The sequence below is a fragment of the Pseudodesulfovibrio mercurii genome (genome assembly GCF_000189295.2).
Taxonomy (GTDB): Bacteria; Desulfobacterota; Desulfovibrionia; order Desulfovibrionales; family Desulfovibrionaceae; genus Pseudodesulfovibrio; species Pseudodesulfovibrio mercurii.
Genome location: NC_016803.1, coordinates 1,361,631 through 1,374,805 on the forward strand (window position 1 = coordinate 1,361,631; position 13,175 = coordinate 1,374,805).

Sequence of the window (13,175 nt, forward strand, 5' to 3'; positions counted from 1 at the left end):
TGTCGAAAGGCAACAGCCCCGCCCGACCGCGGGGTTCGGACGAACCATCAAAGGAGAACGACATGACGTTGCAACCCATACTCGACGGCACCGCCGCCTTCCTGGAACACCTAGGCCTGGGGGAGGAGCCCTTCGGCGTCCACTACGCCGACACCCTGCCGGAGAACGCCTACGGCCCGAAAACGGGAACGCCCATCTCGCGCGAGCTGGAGGACCGGGGGGAACTGGACATGCAGGAGGTCATGAAGACCTTCTCCTGCGTCATGGGCAACGTCTGGCTGGCCAGGAAGAAGAAGGGCGCGGCCTTCATCTCCTCCGAAGAGTACGGCTGCCCCGGCGGCGTGTACTACTGTTCGATGATGAAGCCCCACCTCCGGTTCATCGAGCACTACGTGTCCACCGGGTACGAGGGCTCCCCCCTGCACGGCGAGCGCTACATGCCGAATCCCGACGCCATGCGGAAATTCATGCTCGAGGTGAATCCCCGCGAAGCACCGGGCAAATACTGCATCTTCAAGCCGCTGTCCCATTTCACCGACGACGAGAAGCCGGAGTTCGTCATCTTCTTTGCCCGGCCCGAGATCCTGAGCGGGCTCTTCACCCACGCCATCTTCACCACCGGCGACATGGAATGCGTGGTCTCCCCCTTCGGTGCGGGCTGCACCAACATGATCAGCTGGCCCCTCTACTACCAGGGCAAGGGGCTGGAGAAGGCCGTCATAGGCGGCTTCGACCCCTCGGCCCGGAAGTTCATGAAGACCGACGAGCTGACCTTCACGGTCCCGCTGGACCTCTATGAAAAGATGCTGGCCGCCCTGCCCGAGTCCATGTTCACCCACGAAACCGACTGGAAGAACGTGCGCAAGAAGGTCGAGCGCAGCGCCAAGGCGTGGGGCGAGGACGGCTAGGTCCTTCCGGAACCGACCGGGGATCGACAAACGAAGGCCCGGCCGTGTTCACGGCCGGGCCTTCGTCGTGCGGGCATCGCGGGGCGGGACGCCCGTGGGGCGTCAGTCCTCGGAATCCTCCACGGCACCGCGCAGGGCGGCGCAGAGCTGGGCCGCGCAGGAGGTGTCCTTGCGGCCGCAGGTGATGCCGCTCAGCTTCTCCAGGATGTCCTCGACGCGCATGCCCGTGACCAGGGTGGACAGGGCCTTGAGGTTGCCGTCGCACCCACCGGTGAAACGGACGTAGGCCAGGCGGCCGTCGTCAACCGCGAAGCGGATCATCTTGGCGCAGACGTTTTCCGGAATGAAGACCTCCGTGTCGCCGGGCGCTTCGGCCGGAAACACGGTGCGCGGTTCGGCAGGGAGTTGGAACGATTTCATGCGGCGCTTCCTCGTCGGGTTGAGGGTCAATAGTTCTTGCGCAGCCCCAGGGGGCCTCCGATCACGCTGAAGGTGTTCTCCACGACGATGATCGCCTCGGGGTCGATGGCGAAGACGTCCTGTTCGAGGGAGCGCAGCCGCAGCCGGTCCGTGACCGAGAGAATCATGTCCACGTCGATGCCGGAATACCCGCCCTTGCCGGGGAAGATCGTGGCGTGCTGCTTGCGCACGCGGGTGAGGTTTTGGACGACCTCCTCCCCCTTCCTGGTCAGGATGCGGACGGCCTTGCGCTGGTTGAACAGGGAGAGGACGTATTCCGTGACCACGGAGCTGATGAACAGCATGACCAGCGAGGCGATGATGATGTCCGGGCTGAACCGATTGAGGGCGGTGAGCATGACCACGGCGTTGACCAGAAAATAGAACACGCCGAAGCGCAGGCCGTACTTCCGGTTCAGGATGACGGCCAAAACGTCCAGACCGCCCCCGCCGCCGTAGGTCCGCAGGATCAGCCCGGCCCCGGCCCCCATGAAGGCGCCCGCGGCGATGGCCGAGTAGACGTCCGCCTTGATGCCGAAGTCGCAATGCAGGTAGGCGGTCAGCAGGGCTATGATCACCATGCTGTAGAGATTGAGAAAAAAGAACCTCCGCCCCACGCCTTTCCAGGCCGCGACAAAGAGCGGCACGTTCAGCAGCACGTACCACCGGGACAGCGACAGGTCCGGCACCATGTTGTTGCCCACCACGGCCAGGCCGTACAGGGCCCCGGGGACGAAGTTATGGTGCGCGGCGATGCCGTTGTAGCCGAGGACATAGACCACCGACCCCACGGTCAACAGAAAGACATTCCAGGCAAGCGAGTCAGTTAGCGACCGCAGCTGCATGTTCATGTTCCACTCCTCCCTTACCGGCTGATTTGGGAGCGCCACCATAAAGAGCAACGAGTATGCCCGCAAGGATTAATGCTCCGCTCAGGACCTGGGTCCGATTGACGGGTTCGTCGATGACGAACCAGGCGACCGCATCGGCGTCCGGATCGAGCGCCTTGAGGTCGGTCTTGACCACCGGCATGGGGACGGGCGGCGTCAGTCCGTCCCCGTCGCGGAGGACGAACTTGATCAATCCGCCGAGACCGCTCCCGCCCTTGACGATCTGCTTGAAGGGGACGCGGTTGTGGAAGATTCCGTCCCGGTAGTTGGGCGACTTCGATATCCTGTCCAGCCGCGCTCCCTGCGGGAGCCTGCCGAACTTCTCCTGTCCCAGGAACAGGAAACTGGAACCCGCCGACAGCATGGCCAGCATCCCCAACCAGAGTATGATTTTCAGCATGTGCATCCTCGTTTCTCCAGGCGGTCTTTCGTCACCTCCGCCGGGAACCGCGCCCGGCGGCAATTGTCGACTCGCTCCCGCGCCCGCAGGGTCAGAAATGTTCCGCCCGGTTCCGGTGGGAGGCCCTCCGCTTCAGGTCGAAGGGGGCCACCAGCCAGATGGCGCCGAGCAGCGCCGCGGACAGGACTGCGAGGTTGACGGTCGCGGAACAGACCAGTTCGGGGGAAATCCACTCCCACATGGAAGCGACCGCATTCCAGGCGGTACGCGGGGCCTCGAAAAGTATCCGTACTATTTCAAAAAGATTCATGAGTTGCTCCTTGGCGGTTGCCTGCGGGAGGAAAATCCCCCGCGTCGATCACAGGCCTAACATAGGATGATTCGGCTTCGAAAAGTAGACGAATACTGTGCAATTATTGTCCGATCCTCCGACATGGAGAAGAAACAGCGATTCATCGACCGTTGTTTATTGCCTGTTCCTCGCCGCAGGAATGCGGATGTTCGATCTGAGGGCCTAGACCATGCCCAGGCCGCGCAACCAGGCCTACACCTCGTCACGGGAGAAGCCGATGTCGTGCGGCGTGTAGTGGTCGAAGATGTCCACGCCGCACTTCTCCAGCTGTTCGCTGAAGATCTTCTCGTGGTCCTCTTCGGCCTCGGACATGCACGGCGGCAGCTTGGTGGCCAGGAGGAAGGAGTCACGCGGATGGCGTCCGGCCAGGGCCTTCCGGACGAACGCCTCGCCGTGATACGAGTGGCAGGTCAGGGCCGTGTCGAACTAGGTGACCCCCTTGGCCAGAAAGGTATCCACCAGGGCATGGAACGTTTCCAGATCCACGGAGGTCTGGTCGCCCTTGTCCAGCAGTGGCAGACGCATGCAGCCGAATCCAAGTTTCTTGAGCATGACAATATCCTGACGTTGTAACGGAACTATTCCGCGGCCTGTGGCGGCAGCACTTCATTGATGCAGGCCACGGCGTTGAGGGAGCGGGGGTAACCGATGAAAGGGACGAGTTGGGTGACCGCGCCGATCAGGACGTCACGGCCGTTGCCAACGGCCGCGTTGCCCTGGATGTGCCCCTTGAGCTGCGGCTCGCACCCGCCCAGGGAAAGGATCATCGAGAAGGTCATCAGTTCGCGCATCCTCATGTCCAGGCCGCCCCGGGTGTAATAGTCCCCGAAGCAGTTGCCGGACAGGAACCGCTGGATGTGCAGCAGGTCCTTGGGCGAATGCTCGTACATGGCGTCGATGGCCGCGCCGAAGACCGACTTGGACAGGGCCAGCCCCTTGTCGAGGCGCGTCTCGGGCGTGGTCGTGGACTGCCCTTCCAGGGGCAGCTTCACGCCCCGGCTCTCCAGCACCTCGTTGGTCGCCCGGAGGAAGTCGAAGACCTTGGCCATGCCCGCGTAGGCCACGGCCTGGTAGACGATCTCCTTGACCTCCACCGGGGTCACGCCAACGTTCAGGGCGCCGCCCAGCATGACCCGGTACTCGTTCACCGACTGCTGGGCGATGAGCGAGGCCAGGATGACCATGAGCCGCGTGCGGACGTCGAGGTTCACCTGAGCGGGAACCTCGTCGAAGGCGAAGTTGTCGAAGAGTTCGACGAACTCCGGGTCCGTCGCCGCGAGCGTGGACCGGTGGTTCGGGAACAAGGCCGCATGATTGTTGCGGGCGGTTTCACTGATTGCCATGACCCGCCTCCTACAACGCTTCGTAGTCTTCGTCGGAAACCGGCTCCAACCACTCGTTGGACCCGTTTTCGCCGGGCACCTCGACGGCCAGGTGGGAGAACCAGCTGTCCTTGGCCGCGCCGTGCCAATGCTTCACTCCGGCGGGGATGTGGACCACGTCGCCGGGGCGCAGGGCCCGGGCGGGCTTGTCCCATTCCTGGTACCAGCCGTTTCCGGAGGTGCACAGCAGGATCTGCCCGCCGCCCTTGTCCGTCTTGTGGATGTGCCAGTTGTTCCGGCAGCCGGGCTCGAAGGTGACGTTGCCGATGAAGACGCCCTCCCGGTTGAGGATGTTCAGATAGCTCTGCCCCACGAAATACTGGGCATACGCCGTGTTCTCGGGGCCGCGTTCAAAGACGTCGGTAGTATTGTTCTTGTCGGACATTTTCTCATACTCCTTGCTCAACATGTTGTCGGCCCGGCACCGCGCGGCACCGGGCCCAATGGTGTTCCAAGCCTGGGCTACTTGCCCACCCGCTTGGCGAATTCCGCCGGGTAGCGGTCGCCGAATATCTCGATTTGCGAAAGGGCCTCGTTCAGGTCGGCCAGCTCCCCGTCGGCCAGCACGACATCGGCCGCACCCACGTTCTCTTCCATGCGGTGCAGCTTGGTGGTGCCGGGGATGGGCACGATCCACGGCTTCTGCGCCAGCACCCAGGCCAGGGCGATCCGGGCCGGGGTGACGCCCTTGTCCGCCGCGATGCGTCTGACCAAATCCACGAGCACCTGGTTGGCGTCCAGGTTCTCCGGGGAAAAACGGGGCACGATGCTGCGGAAGTCGTCCTTGCCGAAGGTGGCGGTCTTGTCGAACCGCCCGGTCAGGAACCCCTTGCCCAGCGAGCTGAAGGGCACGAACCCGATGCCGAGCTCCTCCAGGGCGGGGAGCAGTTCCTCTTCGGGCTGCCGCCACATCATGGAGTATTCGCTTTGGATGGCGGTCACGGGCAGGATCGCGTGGGCCTTGCGGATGGTCTCCACCCCGGCCTCGGACAGGCCCCAATGCTTGACCTTGCCCTGGGCCACCAGGTCCTTGACCGTTCCGGCCACGTCCTCGACGGGCACTTCCGGATCGACCCGGTGCAGGTAGTAGAGGTCGATGGCCTCGACCCCGAGCCGCTTGAACGACCCTTCCACGGAATGGCGGATGGTCTCGGGCCTGGCGTCGAGCACCTGCTTGCCGTCGATCATCCGGATGCCGAACTTGGTGGCGACGACAACCTCCCCCTTGAACGGAGCGAGCGCCTCGCCGACCAGTTCCTCATTGACATACGGGCCGTAGACCTCGGCGGTGTCGAAAAAGGTCACGCCCTTTTCCACGGCGTCCCGGATGAGGCGATCATCTCGGTCTTGTCCGCGGCCGGGCCGTAGCCGTAGCTCATGCCCATGCAGCCTAAACCGATGGCCGAAACCTCCAGTCCGCTTTTTCCTAATTGTCTTCTCCGCATTTGTCCTCCCTTTCGGCATCGAGCCCCGTCACAGGATTGCCGCATCAGCTCCCGGATCAGCCAGATCGCGAACCGGCACCCGTGCCGAAAATCTGCTTCGCGGGTTGGGTCTATACATATTTTATCAAAATATTTTAGATAATTGTATAATCAACCGCATCACAGACGCTGCGAAGTTCCTCGCCTTTCGGCTTTGCCCAGCATTCCTGGTCGGTGTGATTTTATTATCCCCAGACGAGGGGAACGAGGTAGACCGATCCTGTCTAATTATTGCCGGATCGTACAAAATTGCCTGAAACCGGCCTGGGGGGTACACGTTCGCCTCCCCGGCCCTGACAAAGGAAGGCCGACAGGCAACGCCTTTACAGTTCACCAGGGAATACAAGCAGTTGTTCGGGCATCACCCCGGCGCCGCCTCCAGGATGTGACGGGTGCGGAAATGCCCTCCCCGCCGGTTGACAGGCATGACCGTTCCAATTATTGACCCGTCAACAATTGATACGTCAACGAATTGAGGCGACATGCACAGCGACACCATCACGGCGTTCGACCGGGAATCCCCCGGCCGACGGTTCTCCCTCATCCAGCGCCTGAGCCTGATCTACCTGTCGGGACCGATGTCCGGGGCGGGCGTCAGCAAGGGCAAGATTCCCTATCTGATGAAGATTCTGAGCTCTCCGGGCATTGTCCAGGAAGACCTGACGAACCATCTCTGCCTTGACCGGGCGGCCACGGCCAGGGCCCTCCAGTCCCTCGAAAACGATGGCCTCATCCGCCGGGAAGAGGACCCCCGGGACCGACGCCGCAAGAACGTGTACCCGACCCCGAAGGCGGAAGGCCTCCAGGAAGAGATGATCGCCATCCTCAAGGCGCACAACGACGTGCTCCTTTCCGGCTTCACCGGGGAGGAGCGGAACCTGCTCATGTCGCTGCTCGACAGGGTGACCGACAACCTCCGCCGCAACCTGGACAAACCCCGCCGCAATCCCGAAGCCTAGCCCCTTCCCAGTCGGCCCCGGTCGCCCCAGGACCCTGCATCAAACGATTTCAACCGAGGCATCACCTTGAAAAGAACATTCAAAAGAATCCTTGTCGCCATTGTCGGAATCGGTTTCATGGCGTTCGGCGTGGCCTTTTCGGTCAAGGCCAATCTGGGCGTTTCGCCCATTTCGTGCATCCCGTACATCTACAGCCTGAAGTTCGACCTGACCATCGGCGAGCTGACCATCCTGATGAACAGCCTGTTCGTCCTGGCCCAGTTCCTCATCCTGCGGCGGAAATTCACCCTGCTCCATCTCTCGCAGATGCTCGCGGTCACCGTGTTCGGCTTCGGAATCGACCTGGCCATGATGGTCATCGACGACATCAACGCCAACGCCTACGTCTGGCAGCTGCTGATGTGCCTGCTGAGCTGCGTGCTCATCGCCTTCGGCGTCTTTCTCCTGGTCAAGGCCAAGCTCACCTACCTTCCCGGCGACGGCCTCGCCGTGGTCGTCTCCGACACGTTCAACAAACCGTTCGGCAAGCTGAAGGTCACCCTGGACAGCTCCATGGTCATCGTGGGCCTGGCCAGCTCCTTCCTGTTCCTCCACCGGCTGGAGGGCATCCGCGAGGGCACCGTCATCGCGGCCCTCCTGGTCGGCTCCCTCGTCAGGTTCTACAACAGCCGGATTCTCCGGCTCGACGCCTGGCTGGGCAACGACATTCCCGGCAGGACGGCGCTCGAACCCCTGCCCGAAGGCCTCAACCGGTATCTCGTGGTGACCATCTCGCGCGAATACGGCAGCGGCGGACACGGGATAGGCCAGGCCATCGCCCGGAAGCTGGGCATCGCTTTCTACGACAGGGAACTGATCGACATCACCGCCCAACAGAGCGGCTTCACCGAGGACTATATCCGGGAGAACGAACAGAAGCTGGCCGGCACGCTGCTCGACGAGCTTTACATGCAGAACTACGCCTACGTGCAGGACAAACTGCCCCCGTCCGACGTGCTCTTCCTGGTCCAGAGCAAAATCATCCGCGACGTCGGCAGCCGGGGCCCCTGCGTCATCGTGGGCCGCTGCGCCAACTTCGTCCTCAAGCGGAACCCGAACTGCTTCAACGTGTTCGTCCATGCCGACGAGGAGTACCGCCGGTCCAAGATCATCCACGAATACGGCGTCGAGTCGCTGGTGTCGGGCAAGGAGCTCGAAAAGCTGGACCGCGAGCGGGCCAACTACTGCCTGAAATACACGGGCGAGGACTGGCGGGATGCGACCAACTACCACCTCACCGTGGACAGCTCGTTGTACGACAGCGACGAGGAGATCGCCGACAGGATCATCGCGATGATTCCGGAGGACATCCTGCATCCGGAAACCGCCCCGGCCGGACTTCCCTCGGCGGCATAGGCTCCGGCCGCGCCCCGTCGGGACCGTCCGCCTGTCCGGGGCCGGACTGCGCTATTTCCTGCGGCGACGGATGTTGTAGACGCCGCGCCCCTCGGCCACGTGGGTCCCGGGATCGGCCTGGGACCAGATGACCACATGGGCGTTGCCGACCTTGTTGCCGAGCAGGCGGACCGTAGCCTCGGCATAGAGATCACCGGCCGCCGCCGGACGCAGGTAATCGACGCTGAGGGTGATCGTGGCGACGAAGTCGTCCCGTTCGCAGCGGGTCCAGACGGCGAACCCCCCGCAGATGTCGGCCAGGGTCGAGATGACTCCGCCGTGGATCATGCCGCTTTCCGCATGACCGATCAGATCTTCCTTGAAGGGGATATACAACCGGACGGAGGCTTCATCGATCTTGTCCACCTTGACGCCAAGGAGCCGATGAAAGGGGAATCCGGTTTCAATGAATTTTTCTATGGGCATGGTCTCTCTCGTTGCGTGCGCTGCGGGAAACGGCCCTGAAACATCCGCTTTCCCCGAATTCAACAGGGACCATAGCCCAAGCGATCCGCCCCGACAACAGGGGATGCGCGCGCGACGGGGAGCGCCCCCAGCCCCGTCTCCCTCATCCTCGCCGACCACGGGTCGGCCCGGATTCGACCGTTCGGCTCCGGGACCGGACGCAAAACCGCGAGCGGCACAGCCTCCACGGGCCACGGAGGGGATTGGCGGATTCCGCTCCACGCCGGCGCATTCGGCAACATCGACGCCGGAGGCCTTGTGGCCTCCGATTGCCCGATCGAAGGTTCCGCGCCGCCGAACGCTCCGGGCACACATCCGTTCCCGATAGATCGATCCTCTGTTATTTTGCCCAATCGTCCGAAAAATCCGTATCACACCTTGTCCCCCGAAAGAGGAAGATGCTAACGCTGAATGGCAAGGAGGCTTTCAATGAGCAAGAACGGAACAGACGGCATCAGCGCGGCGCGGAGCACGCTTGCGAAAAAGATCTACCGCTGGACGGAACAAAACGACCATCTGCTTTCGGAGGTACCGGGGTTGATGCTGGTCAGGTACGAGGCGCCCACCGAGCCCATGAGCGCCATGTATGAACCGTGCATCTGCCTGGTCGCCCAGGGCGCCAAGCGGGTACAGCTCGGCGACGAGGAATACATCTACGACGAAAATCACCTGCTGATCACTTCGGTGGGCCTGCCGGTCATGGCCAACATCGTCCGGGCGAGCAAGGAGGAACCGCTCCTCAGCCTGGTCCTGAAAATAGACCTGCGCATGGTGGCCCAGCTCATGGTGGACAGCAATCTGCCGGTGCCGCGCAACCCGCAGCCGGGACGGGGAATGGCCGTGTGTGAAGTATCCGGGCCGCTGCTCGACAGTTTTCAGCGGTTGGTCGACCTGCTGGACACCCCGGAGGACATCCCCATCCTCTCGCCGCTGATTCACAAGGAAATCCTGTATCGTCTCCTCATGGGGGAACTCGGCCCGCGCCTGCGCAACATCGCCACCGCCGGAAGCCACGGACAGCAGGTCGCCAAGGCCGTGGACTGGCTCAAGGAAAACTATGCAAAGCAGCTCAAGGTGGAGGGTCTGGCCAAGGCGACCGGCATGAGCGTGTCCACCTTCCACCACCATTTCCGCGCGCTGACGGCCATGAGCCCCCTGCAATTCCAAAAATGGCTCAGGCTGCACGAGGCCCGACGCCTCATGCTGTCCGAAAGCCAGGACGCCACCACCGCCGCCTTGCAGGTGGGCTACGAAAGCCCGTCGCAGTTCAGCCGCGAGTACAAACGCCAATTCGGCGCCCCGCCCTTGCGCGACATCAAGACCCTGCACCAGCTGGGAAAAACCGAGGTCGTTTCCGGGACGGCGTAAGGAATGCCCGATTCGCCTCGGACGTCGATCCGGCGGAAATCACGAAAGCGGGGCCTGCATCCGGGTGCGGGGCCCGCTTGCATTTTGTCCGGCTCCATCGTCCAGCGATTCACCGCCCTGCCGCCGGTGGAGCCGCCCCTCTCGGCAACGGACCGGCACGAACGTTTCCGCCCGCCCCTTTTCAGACCTTGGCTTTTTTTCGGCCGGGGGGTATGTTGACGACCATTCAATACAACAAACGTAATATATTGAAGAATATCCTCTCATACAACATTTCGCGTTCATACGACGAACCACGGAGGAGGCCCCATGGGCATTTGCGGACAGCTGGTCGAAACCATGCAGACTCAGGCGGAAGGCAGGTTTCTGGAAAATCTGACTATCGGGTTGGGGTACACCGCCGTCTGCACCGACGATGGCGGCGTCGGTGTTGCCTATACCCCCGAATCGAACAAGGGAGGATGTTCGGTGCTTCCTCCCAATGAAGAGTATGAAGGCAGGCCCGCATCCGAGGTATTGGAATTGCTGCTCTCGAACAGCGCCCTGCACCGGACCATCGGTCTGGCGCTCGTCAATGCCTTGAACCATGCCCAGGCCCGGACGCTGCCGGAAGACAGGAACAACTCGGTGCTGTTCGACGCGTTGGGGATAGTCCGGGGAACCAGGGTCGCCATGGTGGGCCACTTCGCCCCCATCGTCGCCCGCCTCGAGGAAAGGGGCTCCCTGGTGGAAGTCGTCGACAGGGGCAAGGGATTGGGTGACGAACAACGATTCACGGAAAGGCTGGAATCCTGGGCCGAGGTCGCCATTGTGACCTCCACCAGCATCATCAACAACACCTTGGACGATCTGCTCGCCCGCATGGGCAAGGATGTGCGCGTGGCCCTGATGGGCCCCTCCACCCCATTGCTGAAGGCCCCGTTCCAAGGGAAGGTCCGCCTGCTCGCTGGCACCGTGCCCATGGATTCCGAGGCCACGCTCAGGGCCGTGCGGCAGGCCAAGGGCACGCCCGTCATCCAGAAGTTTTCCAGAAAGCCCCTGCTCGTGGTGGCATAGGATGGCGCATCGTTCCAGCTCCGTAGGGAATGACGGACAACGTTGAAAACGCCCGGAGATGCGCAAAAAAAGGATCAAATAATCGCATCACGCGAAACGCAATCGCAACGGCACGGGCCTCGCAATCCGGACGACCCGGCGCCCGCCGAATCCCGATTCGCGCACGCAAGGGGCACTCCTCGGCACGGGTTGGGCCGGGAATCTCTAGGCAATGGACTCGTCTTACGGGACGTTGCAAGTTGAAAGGGGACACGGCCACAGAGACGTTTCGAAGGGATTTCGGCGGGGATCAGAGGTACTCCCAGACCTTGCCGATGGTCGTTTCCATAATGGCCACGGCGCAAAGATCGCTGTAGGCGATTTCGACGATCTCGGCCCGAAGCCGCCCCGCCCCCTGCTCGTTGTTGTAGGCGTCCCTGATGGCAATGGACTCACTGCGGGAGCGTGATCGGGGAGAGCTGCCGTCATGCGTCCGGGGGTGGTAGCCCATGAAAATCTTTTTGACCTCTTCCTGATCGCTGTTCATATCCCGTTCCCGTTGGTTTGTGATCGTTCCGTGTACGATTCCGGGGCCGACATCCGGAATCCGGCGCGAACCATGTGGTCTCAGTTGATGTCCTGAGCCGGCGCCGAGTGCGTTCACTGTGCATAGGGGGCATGTCGGCACGCCCATTCGCATCGCAAGCGAGCCCTGCCGCCATCGGCATCGGTCCGACCGCATGCATATTTGCCAGCTAACGTGCCATAAAAGTAGCCTATGTTATTACGGAGTCAAGTTCTTCTTATCAGGAGAACAGTATAGCGGATTCCACTGCTTCGGACCGGGTTTCCGGAGTCGGGACACACTCCAGTCCGGGCATGTTCGCTCAGGACATCCATGCGAATGGGCCCGCGCACAGCTCAAGGGGAAGGCTGGGGCCGCGACCATGCCCGCGCGCACGGGATGTCGTTCATTTCGCATGACGTCGGGGGAAAAGCGGCCCCATAGCGGACACGACGAAGCCATTGCCACCCTTTCCAGCGGTTCGAGCCAGACGCCGTCAAAGGGCGACCGGGCGCGCAGGGAGGCGAAAAGGACAAACCTCCCCCTCGACGCCTGTCGCAATGACGGGGCAGTGATTGCTCCGCCTCAAAGGGCCGGACCCGGGATCAGCCCGCCCAGCCGAATCAGAGGCCGACAAGCTGGCCGGCAATCTCATCGATATCCAATGAGAAGGAGCGGGTCGGAGCTTCGAACAATCGGGAAGCTTCGACTGCGGCCGAAGGGATTTCCTCAAGAAGCTTCTGGGACAAGCTCCTGTCCAGGCGCACGGTGGGCACCGAGCAGCTTATGGTCGCCAGGATGCGCCCGGAATCGTCGAAAACCGGCGCGGCAACGCAGCGGATACCCTTGAACAACTCCTCGAAATCCAGTCCGAGCCCACGTACCCTGGCGAGTTCCAGCTCCCTGTACAGCCAGTTGATCTTGTCGCTGTCCACCCGCGCATCGGTACGGCGCAACTCCTTGATGAAGCTGCGCAGATCCTCCTCGGGCAAAAAGGCCAAAAAGGCCTTGCCCGAAGCCGACAGATAGGCCGGAAAGGACGTCCCCACAATCGAATCCATTTGCAGGGCGTGGTAGGAAGCCTTCTGGTGGATCACCACCATGTCCACACCGGAGAGGACGCTCAGGTTGACCGTCTCGTTGACCTTGTCGCGCAATCTCAACATGATGGGCTGCACCATGGACACGATGTCGTTCCGCGACGTGATCTGCTTTCCCAACTTGTAGAACTTCAGGGTCAGGGCGTATGCCCCGCCGCGTTCGACTTGACGCACGTAGCCGAGGTCCTCGTACGTCCTGAGAATCCGTTGCAGCGTGCCTTTGGGCATGGAACAGACCGCGCTCAGATCCTTCAGCTCCCATTTGCTTTTCGTGGCCATGGTCTCGGCGACGAAAAGGGCCTTTTCCAGGGAACGCATCATGTAATACTTGTCGTCTGTTGCCATCGTCTCCTCAGAGGCTTTTCCGCCCGCGA

At 62.2% G+C, this 13,175-nt stretch carries 18 protein-coding genes; 5 read left to right on the forward strand and 13 right to left on the reverse strand.

What is annotated here, in order from left to right; genetic code table 11:
* Positions 1–62: 62 nt before the first annotated feature.
* On the forward strand, positions 63–908 hold the full coding sequence (locus DND132_RS06275; RefSeq protein WP_014321871.1) for a DUF169 domain-containing protein: 846 nt from the start codon (positions 63–65) through the stop codon (positions 906–908).
* Between the two features lie 102 nt (positions 909–1,010).
* Here the strand turns inward: DND132_RS06275 and DND132_RS06280 are convergent, their stop codons facing one another.
* The 10 genes from DND132_RS06280 to DND132_RS18655 form a co-directional block, all read right to left on the reverse strand.
* On the reverse strand, positions 1,011–1,328 hold the full coding sequence (locus DND132_RS06280; protein ID WP_014321872.1) for a TIGR03905 family TSCPD domain-containing protein: 318 nt from the start codon (positions 1,326–1,328) through the stop codon (positions 1,011–1,013).
* Between the two features lie 26 nt (positions 1,329–1,354).
* Positions 1,355–2,218: a YitT family protein gene (locus DND132_RS06285; RefSeq protein ID WP_014321873.1), complete on the reverse strand. Its 864-nt coding sequence runs from the start codon at positions 2,216–2,218 to the stop codon at positions 1,355–1,357.
* A complete protein-coding gene (locus DND132_RS06290) occupies positions 2,190–2,657 on the reverse strand; it encodes a hypothetical protein (RefSeq protein WP_148266954.1) in 468 nt (155 codons plus the stop codon). The genes DND132_RS06285 and DND132_RS06290 overlap by 29 nt, the downstream gene beginning before the upstream one ends.
* 91 nt (positions 2,658–2,748) lie before the next feature.
* Entirely contained in the window at positions 2,749–2,967 is a 219-nt protein-coding gene (locus DND132_RS18165) for a hypothetical protein (RefSeq protein WP_014321875.1), read from the reverse strand.
* Positions 2,968–3,201: 234 nt separating this feature from the next.
* A complete protein-coding gene (locus DND132_RS18610) occupies positions 3,202–3,423 on the reverse strand; it encodes an aldo/keto reductase (RefSeq protein WP_202945507.1) in 222 nt (73 codons plus the stop codon).
* Between the two features lie 12 nt (positions 3,424–3,435).
* Entirely contained in the window at positions 3,436–3,561 is a 126-nt protein-coding gene (locus DND132_RS18815) for a hypothetical protein (RefSeq protein WP_274377774.1), read from the reverse strand.
* A 26-nt stretch (positions 3,562–3,587) separates the two neighbouring features.
* Positions 3,588–4,352, reverse strand: coding sequence for a carboxymuconolactone decarboxylase family protein (locus DND132_RS06295; RefSeq protein ID WP_014321876.1), 765 nt, complete (start codon positions 4,350–4,352; stop codon positions 3,588–3,590).
* A gap of 10 nt (positions 4,353–4,362) precedes the next feature.
* Positions 4,363–4,776 carry a cupin domain-containing protein gene (locus tag DND132_RS06300; RefSeq protein ID WP_014321877.1) on the reverse strand — a complete coding sequence of 138 codons (414 nt, stop codon included), beginning with the start codon at positions 4,774–4,776 and terminating at the stop codon, positions 4,363–4,365.
* A 77-nt stretch (positions 4,777–4,853) separates the two neighbouring features.
* Positions 4,854–5,696 carry an aldo/keto reductase gene (locus DND132_RS06305; protein ID WP_238528354.1) on the reverse strand — a complete coding sequence of 281 codons (843 nt, stop codon included), beginning with the start codon at positions 5,694–5,696 and terminating at the stop codon, positions 4,854–4,856.
* Complete coding sequence (locus DND132_RS18655) at positions 5,693–5,836, reverse strand: hypothetical protein (RefSeq protein ID WP_238528356.1); 144 nt, start codon at positions 5,834–5,836, stop codon at positions 5,693–5,695. The genes DND132_RS06305 and DND132_RS18655 overlap by 4 nt, the downstream gene beginning before the upstream one ends.
* Before the next feature lie 521 nt (positions 5,837–6,357).
* Here DND132_RS18655 and DND132_RS06310 point away from each other — a divergent pair.
* Positions 6,358–6,834 carry a MarR family winged helix-turn-helix transcriptional regulator gene (locus DND132_RS06310; RefSeq protein WP_014321878.1) on the forward strand — a complete coding sequence of 159 codons (477 nt, stop codon included), beginning with the start codon at positions 6,358–6,360 and terminating at the stop codon, positions 6,832–6,834.
* Positions 6,835–6,900: 66 nt separating this feature from the next.
* Entirely contained in the window at positions 6,901–8,229 is a 1,329-nt protein-coding gene (locus DND132_RS06315) for a cytidylate kinase family protein (RefSeq protein WP_274377775.1), read from the forward strand.
* 51 nt (positions 8,230–8,280) lie between these two features.
* Here the strand turns inward: DND132_RS06315 and DND132_RS06320 are convergent, their stop codons facing one another.
* On the reverse strand, positions 8,281–8,694 hold the full coding sequence (locus DND132_RS06320) for a PaaI family thioesterase (RefSeq protein ID WP_014321880.1): 414 nt from the start codon (positions 8,692–8,694) through the stop codon (positions 8,281–8,283).
* A 468-nt stretch (positions 8,695–9,162) separates the two neighbouring features.
* On the opposite strand from DND132_RS06320, the gene DND132_RS06325 reads away from it, so the two are divergent.
* Complete coding sequence (locus tag DND132_RS06325; RefSeq protein WP_014321881.1) at positions 9,163–10,101, forward strand: AraC family transcriptional regulator; 939 nt, start codon at positions 9,163–9,165, stop codon at positions 10,099–10,101.
* A 309-nt stretch (positions 10,102–10,410) separates the two neighbouring features.
* Positions 10,411–11,157: a DUF364 domain-containing protein gene (locus DND132_RS06330; protein WP_014321882.1), complete on the forward strand. Its 747-nt coding sequence runs from the start codon at positions 10,411–10,413 to the stop codon at positions 11,155–11,157.
* A gap of 289 nt (positions 11,158–11,446) precedes the next feature.
* Here DND132_RS06330 and DND132_RS06335 read toward each other — a convergent pair whose 3' ends face one another.
* Positions 11,447–11,683, reverse strand: coding sequence for a hypothetical protein (locus DND132_RS06335; RefSeq protein WP_014321883.1), 237 nt, complete (start codon positions 11,681–11,683; stop codon positions 11,447–11,449).
* A gap of 641 nt (positions 11,684–12,324) precedes the next feature.
* Entirely contained in the window at positions 12,325–13,146 is an 822-nt protein-coding gene (locus tag DND132_RS06340; protein ID WP_014321884.1) for an IclR family transcriptional regulator, read from the reverse strand.
* Positions 13,147–13,175: the final 29 nt, after the last annotated feature.

What these genes read in the sequence shown, in the direction of transcription:
- DND132_RS18815 (WP_274377774.1), bottom strand. Translation starts at nt 3,561, where the DNA reads ATGCTCAAGAAACTTGGATTCGGCTGCATGCGTCTGCCACTGCTGGAC.
- DND132_RS06325 (WP_014321881.1), top strand. Translation starts at nt 9,163, where the DNA reads ATGAGCAAGAACGGAACAGACGGCATCAGCGCGGCGCGGAGCACGCTT.
- DND132_RS06320 (WP_014321880.1), bottom strand. Translation starts at nt 8,694, where the DNA reads ATGCCCATAGAAAAATTCATTGAAACCGGATTCCCCTTTCATCGGCTC.
- DND132_RS06340 (WP_014321884.1), bottom strand. Translation starts at nt 13,146, where the DNA reads ATGGCAACAGACGACAAGTATTACATGATGCGTTCCCTGGAAAAGGCC.
- DND132_RS06310 (WP_014321878.1), top strand. Translation starts at nt 6,358, where the DNA reads ATGCACAGCGACACCATCACGGCGTTCGACCGGGAATCCCCCGGCCGA.
- DND132_RS06280 (WP_014321872.1), bottom strand. Translation starts at nt 1,328, where the DNA reads ATGAAATCGTTCCAACTCCCTGCCGAACCGCGCACCGTGTTTCCGGCC.
- DND132_RS06290 (WP_148266954.1), bottom strand. Translation starts at nt 2,657, where the DNA reads ATGCTGAAAATCATACTCTGGTTGGGGATGCTGGCCATGCTGTCGGCG.
- DND132_RS06285 (WP_014321873.1), bottom strand. Translation starts at nt 2,218, where the DNA reads ATGAACATGCAGCTGCGGTCGCTAACTGACTCGCTTGCCTGGAATGTC.
- DND132_RS18165 (WP_014321875.1), bottom strand. Translation starts at nt 2,967, where the DNA reads ATGAATCTTTTTGAAATAGTACGGATACTTTTCGAGGCCCCGCGTACC.
- DND132_RS18655 (WP_238528356.1), bottom strand. Translation starts at nt 5,836, where the DNA reads ATGCGGAGAAGACAATTAGGAAAAAGCGGACTGGAGGTTTCGGCCATC.
- DND132_RS06275 (WP_014321871.1), top strand. Translation starts at nt 63, where the DNA reads ATGACGTTGCAACCCATACTCGACGGCACCGCCGCCTTCCTGGAACAC.
- DND132_RS06335 (WP_014321883.1), bottom strand. Translation starts at nt 11,683, where the DNA reads ATGAACAGCGATCAGGAAGAGGTCAAAAAGATTTTCATGGGCTACCAC.
- DND132_RS06300 (WP_014321877.1), bottom strand. Translation starts at nt 4,776, where the DNA reads ATGTCCGACAAGAACAATACTACCGACGTCTTTGAACGCGGCCCCGAG.
- DND132_RS06295 (WP_014321876.1), bottom strand. Translation starts at nt 4,352, where the DNA reads ATGGCAATCAGTGAAACCGCCCGCAACAATCATGCGGCCTTGTTCCCG.
- DND132_RS06330 (WP_014321882.1), top strand. Translation starts at nt 10,411, where the DNA reads ATGGGCATTTGCGGACAGCTGGTCGAAACCATGCAGACTCAGGCGGAA.